The organism is Limnohabitans sp. TS-CS-82, from assembly GCF_002943475.1.
This window is the reverse complement of record NZ_PTQX01000002.1, coordinates 266,813-274,932: the sequence shown is the minus strand read 5'-3', so window position 1 is coordinate 274,932 and position 8,120 is coordinate 266,813. Positions and strand designations below refer to the sequence as shown.

The following is an 8,120-nucleotide window of genomic DNA, read 5'->3' as shown; positions in this document are numbered from 1 at the left end:
TGCAATTCCGATTCGGAATGACGGCGGACTTCTTGAGTTTTTCTTCACGCGCTAGAAAGGTAGAGTGACTTGCAGCCAGTAGCGGTTGCGATCGCGCGTGCCATCTTGGTCGTTGCCGTTGATGGGGTTGGGATTGGGGTTGTTGCCAATCTTTCTTGCCCATGTGGCTTTGATGTTGATGCCATCTTCGGTGGTGTACCCGATGCTGGCGCCAAAGCCTTTGTAGGTATTGAGGTTGTGTTGCGGACCGCCGGGATAGTTGGGGTCGTGTTGCAGCCAGACTTGGCCCCAGTCGTAGAAGGCGGCCATGTTGATGCCGTTTTCTAACTGTTGTCGGAGTTCGAGCTGAACCATTTGGCCGTCAGAGCCAGAGCCTTCGCCAGTTGGGTAGGCGCGCACGCCGTTCATGCCGCCAAGCTGCATTTTTTCGGAGGAGTCGAGGTTTTTGTCGCTCAACTGGCCTGTGTAGGAAACAAAGGCGGATGTTCTTGCCGTGATGGGCTGCTGCCACGTGCCGTTGAGGCGAATTTTGTTGAAGACGCCTTCGGTTTTGACGGTGTTTTTGTCGGTTTGCTGACTCAAGGAGCCATCGAGGTTGATGTCACCGTGCGAAAGCTGTAACGCATAAGTTCCCGTTCTGCCGCCTGGGTTGATGTCACGGTAGAAGCCAGAGACTTGCGCCGACATGACTTTGGCTTCGTAGTCAGACATGACCAGCCCTTGGGCTGAGGTGTTTTGGAACTTTTTGGTATCTGCAGAAAGGGTGACGGTTGCACTGCGGTCATCTGCACGCAAGAGTGGGTAGATGAATTCCATGCCTTTGGTGACGGCTCTACCAAAAGCGCCAACCATGCCCTGCTCGCCCACGACCACTTCGTAGCTCATGGCGGATGTATTCATCCCCATACGCCAGCCGTCGGTTCCGACTGGGATGCTGTAGGCCAAACGGGCGTAATTGCTGCCTTGTGTGTGGACGGCCACGACGTTGAGCAAGTCGCCCAAGTCATTGGGGTTGAACCAATTGAGGGTGATGAGGGTGCGGATGGCACCTGTTGAGCGAGAGCCCGCGTTGTCAATGCTGAGTTCAGCTTGACGGGTACGGCCTTGGTAGAGCTTGAGCAACAGCTCGGTTTCGCCAGCCTCTCGGCCTTGGCGCAGCGAGCCTTGCACGTTGACGCCTGGCACATCGTTGGCCAAGGCCAAAGCGCGGCCCAGTGACTGGGTGTTGAGCGGCTCGCCTGGTTTTTGTTGGGATTCAATCAGCGCGGTGACGTGGGCTTGGGTGTTGGGCAAGTCAGCGAGTTCTTGCTCGATTTCGACCTTGGAGAACACGGATTCAATGACGTCGACGGTCAAAACGCCTTCGTTCAGGTCTTGCGGCGGCAGGATGGCTCGGGCCAAGTAGTTGTTTTTGCGGTAGTACGACTCGACCACCATGCCGATTTCGAGCATTTGCTCGTAGGTCATGGGGCTGTTGATGAAGGGTTCGACGATGCCCTTGAGCTCCATGTCGCCCAGAATCGTGACGCCAGTGAACTGGATGGTTTTGAGCGTGATGAGTGCTTTGGCGGCCTGTTCGACCTCCTGCTGCTCCACCATTTTGTCCATGGCGGCATCGACCAAATTGCGTGGCTGCTTGGGTTTGGCGAAGGATTTGCCAGTGACCGCCTCGGCCCACTCGGTGACGGGCAGATCGGTTTTTTCTTCAATCGCGCGCAGGACTGTGCCTGCGTTTTTGGGTACAACGGGGTCGTAGATCTCTAACGCCCCACCCAAAAGACACAGGAAAACAATCGCAGCAATGATTCGCGACCGAGTTAATTTCACAAAATGCGTACTAAAACAACCATAAGGGTTGTCTTAATGCAAGTTCTGTGCCTTGCCGCTTTTTGACGGTTTTGTAGGACTTTGTAGGCTTTATCGCGCGCTAGAAGGCGTATTTTCGAGAATCTGAACGATCAAGTCATTTTGAGTAAGGTCTTGCTGCGGGATGTACACGCGCACGACCCAGCCGGCGCGGCGATACGCATCGCTCACAACTTGGGTCAGCTGTTCAAGTTCATGAGCATCAAGGGCGCGATCGAGGTAAGGCTTTGCAACGGCCTGAAGTACCTCCTGCGACAACAGCTTGGCCCCCAAAAAGCGGATGCGGTTTGGGGTCACCCGGGTGGTCTGCGACATCTGCATCTCTGGCAGAAAAGATTGACGCATCAACGCGTTACGCTGCATTTGGTCTTGGCGGATAGATTGCTCGTTTTGACGCATCAAGGCACCGGCATCGGGGATGTTTTGCGCACTCACTGTTGCGCTGAAAAGCACAAACACAGCTGAAATTGGACTTAAAAACGACATAAACACCCCTAATTTAGAGAAGAACTGACACGACACAAGCATAGCCCGTGCCTAATCGTTGATCGCTTTTTTCTTGAACGCTTCAGGCAGATTGCATTCGGACAGCTCGGACTCCAGCTGCGCATCGCCCACAATATATTCACGGCGTTGGCGATAGTTGTCTTTCATGCGTTGGCTGTAAACCTCTGAAACCACACCCACGTTGCGATGAACGGTTTTGGTCAAATCTTTGCTTTTCAAACCGCGTTTTTTGTCGATGTCGCGCTCATTGGCCTCGGACAACACCATGTAGTGCTGAGCCAAAGCCTCAAAGTCTTTTGCCCCTTTGGATTCACCTTTTCTAGCTAATAGCGCCGACACGTTGAGCTGTAAAGCAGCACAACGGTTGTAAAGATAGGACAGGCGCGTAGGATCTTTGTAGGCTTGGTATTGGGCACGCAACTCATCAAACGTACGCAAGTCTGCCGCCTGGCTCAGTACTGGTGACAACAAAAAAGCCAATAAAAATGCGGTGGTACTTTTCATATTTGCAAGTTCAGGTGTCAATTTTCAGTTGGCATGGATTATGCAACTACTCAGGGAAATTGATTTTCAGGAGATGAACATGTCAAACCAATATTTATCAGGTGCCAAGCTGACCAGCTTCACACTGCACGAACTCACACAAGCCGCTGAGATGCTGCAGGCTTCTGGACAATACCAAGAAGCTATTGATTTATATCGCCAATGGCTGCAACACGGCAAAGATGAGCGCAAACACGTGGCTTGGTTCAACTATGGGTGGTTACTGCAGAAGCAAAATAAATTTGACGAAGCTGCCAATGCCTATAACCAACTGACTGACAACTACGCGACTTATTTGTCAGGCAACACTGCCATGGCGTAAAGCCCAAACTTACCTTCTGAAGATCCTGCATAAGGTGCTTCGCTGACGCTTTGACGCGCGCGCACCTTTTCTTCGCTCGCCTCCCTGATTTATGAATCCCTCACCTCTTTCGTTTTTGTCATTCTTCATCTTGTTTACATAAGATTAATAGTATTTCCAATAAATCTGACTAAATATGAAAAATCGTTTCGGAAATGAAAAAAGGACTTAGATTTCTCTAAGTCCTTTTAAGATTTTTGGTGGGACCAGCGGGGGTCGAACCCACGACAAACGGATTAAAAGTCCGCTGCTCTACCAACTGAGCTATGGTCCCATCACGCAGCGTATTTAACGTTTGTTTCGTACCCTGCGAAGCCTAAAAGTATAACGCATTTTTTAGTGTTTTGGCAATGCGCGTGAAGAAATTTGATCAAAAACCCAGCTCGCTGCGCATTGACCAAACGTGGCCGTGACGCTCACCACAGAACCATAGCCGCTGCAGTTCAATGAGCCGTCACCTTGCACGTCACAACTGGCATCTGGCGGTGCAACAGCCTCTCGGCTGAACACACACGCCACACCTATTTTTTTGCCCTCGCGCGCAGCGCCGTGTTCACGGCGCAGGTTGTAACGCAGCTTGGCCAAGAGTGGATCGTGGCTGGTGTTGGACAGATCATCAATGTCCACTTTGTGCGCCAAGCGTTTGCCGCCAGCGGCCCCGACGGTGATGAACAAGACTTTGTGTTTGATGGCCCAAGCCGCCATCGCTGTTTTGGCTTTGACTTGGTCACAGGCGTCAATGACAGCATCAACGTCTACGCCATTCAAAATGCCAGGCCAGTTGCCAGGCTCAACAAAATCTTCAATGCACGTCACCACGCAATCCGAGTTGATGTGCGCAATGCGTTGACGCATGGCTTCGACCTTGGCCATGCCAACGGTGTCGTCCAGCGCGTGAATTTGGCGGTTGATGTTGGATTCGGCCACGTTGTCTAGGTCAATCAGGGTCAAGCGCCCCACCCCACTGCGCGCCAAGGCTTCCACCGTCCACGAGCCCACACCACCCACACCCACCACCACCACGTGCGCCGCGCGAATGCTGGCCGCACCGGTCACGCCATACAAGCGGTCCAAGCCACCAAAACGGCGGTCCATCGTGGAAGACGGCGTCACAACAGGTTCACTCACAGGCGGTGCGCTCTAAGCGTGCAGCTTGCTGGCGCAAAGACACCACAGCCCCCACCACAATCGCGGCCAAAGCGACGACGGAGTTGAGGCTCAATGTAGAAATACCGCTCAAGCCCTGACCGAAAGTACAGCCCATGGCGGTCACACCACCCACGCCCATCAACACGCTGCCTAGCAAGTGTTGGCCTAGGTCGCGTGGATTGGCAAATCCTTCCCAGCGAAAGGTTTTGCTTTGCAACGCCGAGATGGCCGAACCGACGAGCACGCCTGCAACTGCGGCAATGCCCACGCTCAGCACTTTGGACGCGTCGCTGTAAAACATCAGCCAATCTAGGGTGTAGGCCACAGGTGCGACAAAGTTGAGTGCTTCGATGCGGCCAGAGTTGGTGGCCAAGTACACCGCATCCAAGGTTTCTGGATGCTCGGGCACAAAGCCCAAATGCCCACTGACCCACCACATGGCGACCACCAAGCCACCCACGCCGAAGCTAGCCAATAGGCTGTCAAACGTCCAAAAGTCTTTGTGCCGCAAGACCCACAGCAACACAAGCGCACCCAAGATGTAGCCCAAATGAGGAATACCCAACACGCTCAGATGAGCGCCCGCAGGCATATCTACAAACACGGTGTCCACTGTGTTGGTGCGAACCACGGCTGTGATGCCTTTGAGCGTCGCAAACGCGCTGACGCCCATCACCACAAACACCACCACCGATTTGAGGTTGCCGCCGCCCATGCGCACCAAGGTTTTGTTGCCGCAACCCGACGCAATGACCATGCCGTAGCCAAACATCAAACCGCCCACCAGCGTGGACAGCAACATCAGGCGCGGGCTGGCGTACAAGGTTTTGCTGGGGTCAATCAGGCCAAAGTCTGCCAATGCGGCAAAGCCAATCATTGCCACGCCAATCGCGCACAGCCATTGGCGTGCGCGGGTCCAGTCGCCCATGTTGACCACATCGGAAATGGCGCCCATGGTGCAAAAGTGGGTGCGTTGGCTGATGACACCCAAAAGCAAGCCACCTAAAAAAAAGGCCCCAAGGACCTCTTTGGTGAGCGTGACTAGCTCGGTCACTTGAGTTTCGCCAAACGCTCAGAGGCCGCAGAGGCCGCCTCGGTGTGTGGATAGGTTTTCACCACATCGCCCAAGGTTTTGCGGGCAGCCTTGGTGTCTTTCAACTCCAACTGGCAATTAGCCACAGACAACATGGCGTCTGCAGAACGCATGTGGTTCGGGGCTTTGCTCAACAAAGTGTTGAAGTTTTTGATGGCGTTGTTGTAGTCGCGGTTGGCGTATTGGGCATTGCCCACCCAAAACAACGAAGGCACCACGTAGCCGCTCTTGGGGTTGCGTTTGATGAAATCGTTGAACGCCGCGCTGGCTGCGCCAAACTCGCCTTTGCGGAAGATGGCCAAAGCATCTTCGTAGGCTTTGGTTTCTGCGGGGTCGGCCACAAACTCCACGCCATCGACCTTGACCTTGGTGGGTTCAAACTTCTTCAAGCGGTCGTCCACGCCTTGAGACAGCTCCTGCTGGCGACGTAATTCTTGCGTTAACTCTTCTTTTTCCCCACGCAAACGTGCTGTTTCGGTACGCAAAGCCTCGAACTGGTTTTGCTGCTCCAGCAAGCTGCGCTGGAAGTTTTGAATTTCCTCACCTTGGCGCTCGACGCGCTCACGCAACTCGAGAATGGCGCGACGTGCATCGGTGTCTTCAAACAACGCAGCCGTGGCATTGAAGCTCAACAGCGCACCTGCGGCCAGGGCCACAGCGCGGGTAGAAAAAGAAGGGTTCAGTTTCATTGGTAGTTCAACGCAGCACGGCGGTTTTGTGAGTAAGCAGACTCGTCAGAGCCTTGGGCCACTGGCTTTTCTTTGCCAAAGCTCACCGATTCCATTTGGCTCTCGGGCACGCCCAAGACCGACAAGGAGCGACGCACAGCGTCTGAACGCTTTTGGCCCAGAGCCAAGTTGTACTCGCTGCCACCACGTGCGTCGGTGTGGCCTTCAATGTTCACACGGCGATTGCGATCTGCGCGCAGGTAGCGGGCATGGGCATCCAACACGGTTTGGTAATCAGATTTGACGGTGTAGCTGTCAAGATCAAAGTAAATGATGTGTTCCACGCCCACAGGGCCTTGCTTGATGCCTTCCATGGCGCCAAGGTTGCGTGAGTTCAAACCATTGACACTGCTTTGGCCTGAAGCACCGCCAGAGCGGTCATCCACTTGCACGTCATCCAGCTTGACACCAGAAGCGCAACCCGCCAAAACTGCGGTAACAGAAGCCAGTAACAAAAGTTTTTTCATAAATGTGTGTTCCAAAAAGAGAGAGATAAATTAAGGCAAGATTTTGCTGAACGGGCCCCAGTTGGGCTCACGCAAGTCACCGCCTTGGCCAGACAAGCGGGCTTTGATGCGGCCATCTAAGGTGGTGGTCATCAGGGCTTCACGGCCATCTTGGATGGTGGCGTACACGATCAGACGGCTGTTGGGCGCAAAGCTGGGGCGCTCGTCGCGGTTGCTGTCGGTGATGGCTGCCACGTTGCCGCTGGCAATGTCCATCACATGCAACTTAAACGCGCCGCCAATGCGAGAGATGTAGGTCAACCAACGGCCATCAGGGCTGATGGCAGGTGAAATGTTGTATGTGCCATTGAAGGTCACACGGTTGGCTGGGCCGCCAGACGCAGGCATGCGGTAAATCTGAGGCGCACCGCCACGGTCGCTGACAAAGTAAATGGCAGCGCCATCGGGGGCGAACACGGGCTCGGTGTCGATGCCAGCCGATTGTGTCAAACGGCGGGGCTCGCCACCGTTGGCATCAATCACAAACAATTGCGAACCACCATCGCGGCTCAAGGTCACAGCCAAGCTGCGCCCATCGGGCGACCAGCTAGGCGCGCTGTTGGAGCCACGAAAATTGGCAATCACGCGGCGCTTGCCGGTAGACACATCATGCACATACACCACAGGCTTGCGTGACTCAAACGACACATAGGCCAATTGACCGCCAGAGGGTGACCAGCTGGGCGAAATGATGGGCTCAGGGCTAGCCAGGGCAGACTGGGCGTTTTCACCGTCCGCGTCAGCCACCCACAGGTTGTAGCGGTTGCCAGTCTTTGTCACGTAGGCAATGCGGGTGGAAAACACACCTTTGTCGCCGGTGAGTTTTTCGTACACAAAGTCAGCAATGCGGTGAGACGCCAAACGCAAATCGCCCGTCACCACGGTGTAGCTCATGGCGCCTAGGTCTTGGCCGCGTACCACGTCCCACAAGCGCACGCGCACGTCATAGCGACCGTCTGCCATACGGCTGATGCTGCCGGTTAGCAAGGCATCGGCGCCCTTTTGGCGCATGGCGCTGATGTCGGGGCGTTGGGTTTCGTCTGTCACCACACCAGCGGTGATGCCACGGAACTGGCCGCTACGCTCCAGGTCGGCCTGCACGATGGCTGAAATCTTTTGGGGGGATGTTTCTTCACCACGCAAGGGGGCAAAGGCAATAGGCACTTGGGTCAAACCCACGCCCGACACTTCCACTCGGAACTGCGCCCACGTTGGCAAGGCCAACAAGCCGGCGGTCAAAAGCCCAAGTGTGAAGCGAAAAAATTGACGTGTCATAGTGAGAGAGGTAGCCAAATGAATCCGCTGATTTTAGTGGCGAACGAGTGGCGATAATGCTCTGTATTGCCTTTCTTGCCACGTGAAGAATT

The 8,120-nt window shown here is 54.6% G+C and carries 9 protein-coding genes and 1 tRNA gene; 1 reads left to right on the top strand and 9 read right to left on the bottom strand.

The annotated features are described in order from the left end of the window. Window positions 1-51 precede the first annotated feature (51 nt). The 3 genes from C5F52_RS05830 to C5F52_RS05820 form a co-directional block, all read right to left on the bottom strand. Window positions 52-1,776 carry a ShlB/FhaC/HecB family hemolysin secretion/activation protein gene (locus C5F52_RS05830; RefSeq protein WP_104797395.1) on the bottom strand — a complete coding sequence of 575 codons (1,725 nt, stop codon included), beginning with the start codon at window positions 1,774-1,776 and terminating at the stop codon, window positions 52-54. 141 nt (window positions 1,777-1,917) lie between these two features. Next, on the bottom strand, window positions 1,918-2,352 hold the full coding sequence (locus tag C5F52_RS05825) for a POTRA domain-containing protein (protein ID WP_161499660.1): 435 nt from the start codon (window positions 2,350-2,352) through the stop codon (window positions 1,918-1,920). Between the two features lie 51 nt (window positions 2,353-2,403). Further along, window positions 2,404-2,877, bottom strand: coding sequence for a hypothetical protein (locus C5F52_RS05820; RefSeq protein ID WP_104797393.1), 474 nt, complete (start codon window positions 2,875-2,877; stop codon window positions 2,404-2,406). A gap of 79 nt (window positions 2,878-2,956) precedes the next feature. On the opposite strand from C5F52_RS05820, the gene C5F52_RS05815 reads away from it, so the two are divergent. Then, a complete protein-coding gene (locus C5F52_RS05815) occupies window positions 2,957-3,238 on the top strand; it encodes a tetratricopeptide repeat protein (protein ID WP_161499659.1) in 282 nt (93 codons plus the stop codon). Between the two features lie 237 nt (window positions 3,239-3,475). Here the strand turns inward: C5F52_RS05815 and C5F52_RS05810 are convergent. The 6 genes from C5F52_RS05810 to tolB form a co-directional block, all read right to left on the bottom strand. Then, window positions 3,476-3,551: transfer RNA gene (locus tag C5F52_RS05810), tRNA-Lys, on the bottom strand. A gap of 62 nt (window positions 3,552-3,613) precedes the next feature. Beyond that, a complete protein-coding gene (locus tag C5F52_RS05805) occupies window positions 3,614-4,372 on the bottom strand; it encodes a ThiF family adenylyltransferase (RefSeq protein WP_104797391.1) in 759 nt (252 codons plus the stop codon). A 25-nt stretch (window positions 4,373-4,397) separates the two neighbouring features. After that, entirely contained in the window at window positions 4,398-5,480 is a 1,083-nt protein-coding gene (locus C5F52_RS05800; protein ID WP_104797390.1) for a YeeE/YedE family protein, read from the bottom strand. Next, window positions 5,477-6,208 carry a tol-pal system protein YbgF gene (gene ybgF, locus C5F52_RS05795; protein ID WP_104797389.1) on the bottom strand — a complete coding sequence of 244 codons (732 nt, stop codon included), beginning with the start codon at window positions 6,206-6,208 and terminating at the stop codon, window positions 5,477-5,479. Before ybgF ends, C5F52_RS05800 begins: the two co-directional genes overlap by 4 nt. Continuing rightward, window positions 6,205-6,714, bottom strand: a complete 510-nt coding sequence (gene pal / locus C5F52_RS05790; protein WP_104797388.1) for a peptidoglycan-associated lipoprotein Pal — start codon at window positions 6,712-6,714, stop codon at window positions 6,205-6,207. The genes ybgF and pal overlap by 4 nt, the downstream gene beginning before the upstream one ends. A gap of 30 nt (window positions 6,715-6,744) precedes the next feature. Further along, complete coding sequence (tolB, locus tag C5F52_RS05785; protein ID WP_104797387.1) at window positions 6,745-8,028, bottom strand: Tol-Pal system beta propeller repeat protein TolB; 1,284 nt, start codon at window positions 8,026-8,028, stop codon at window positions 6,745-6,747. Window positions 8,029-8,120: the final 92 nt, after the last annotated feature.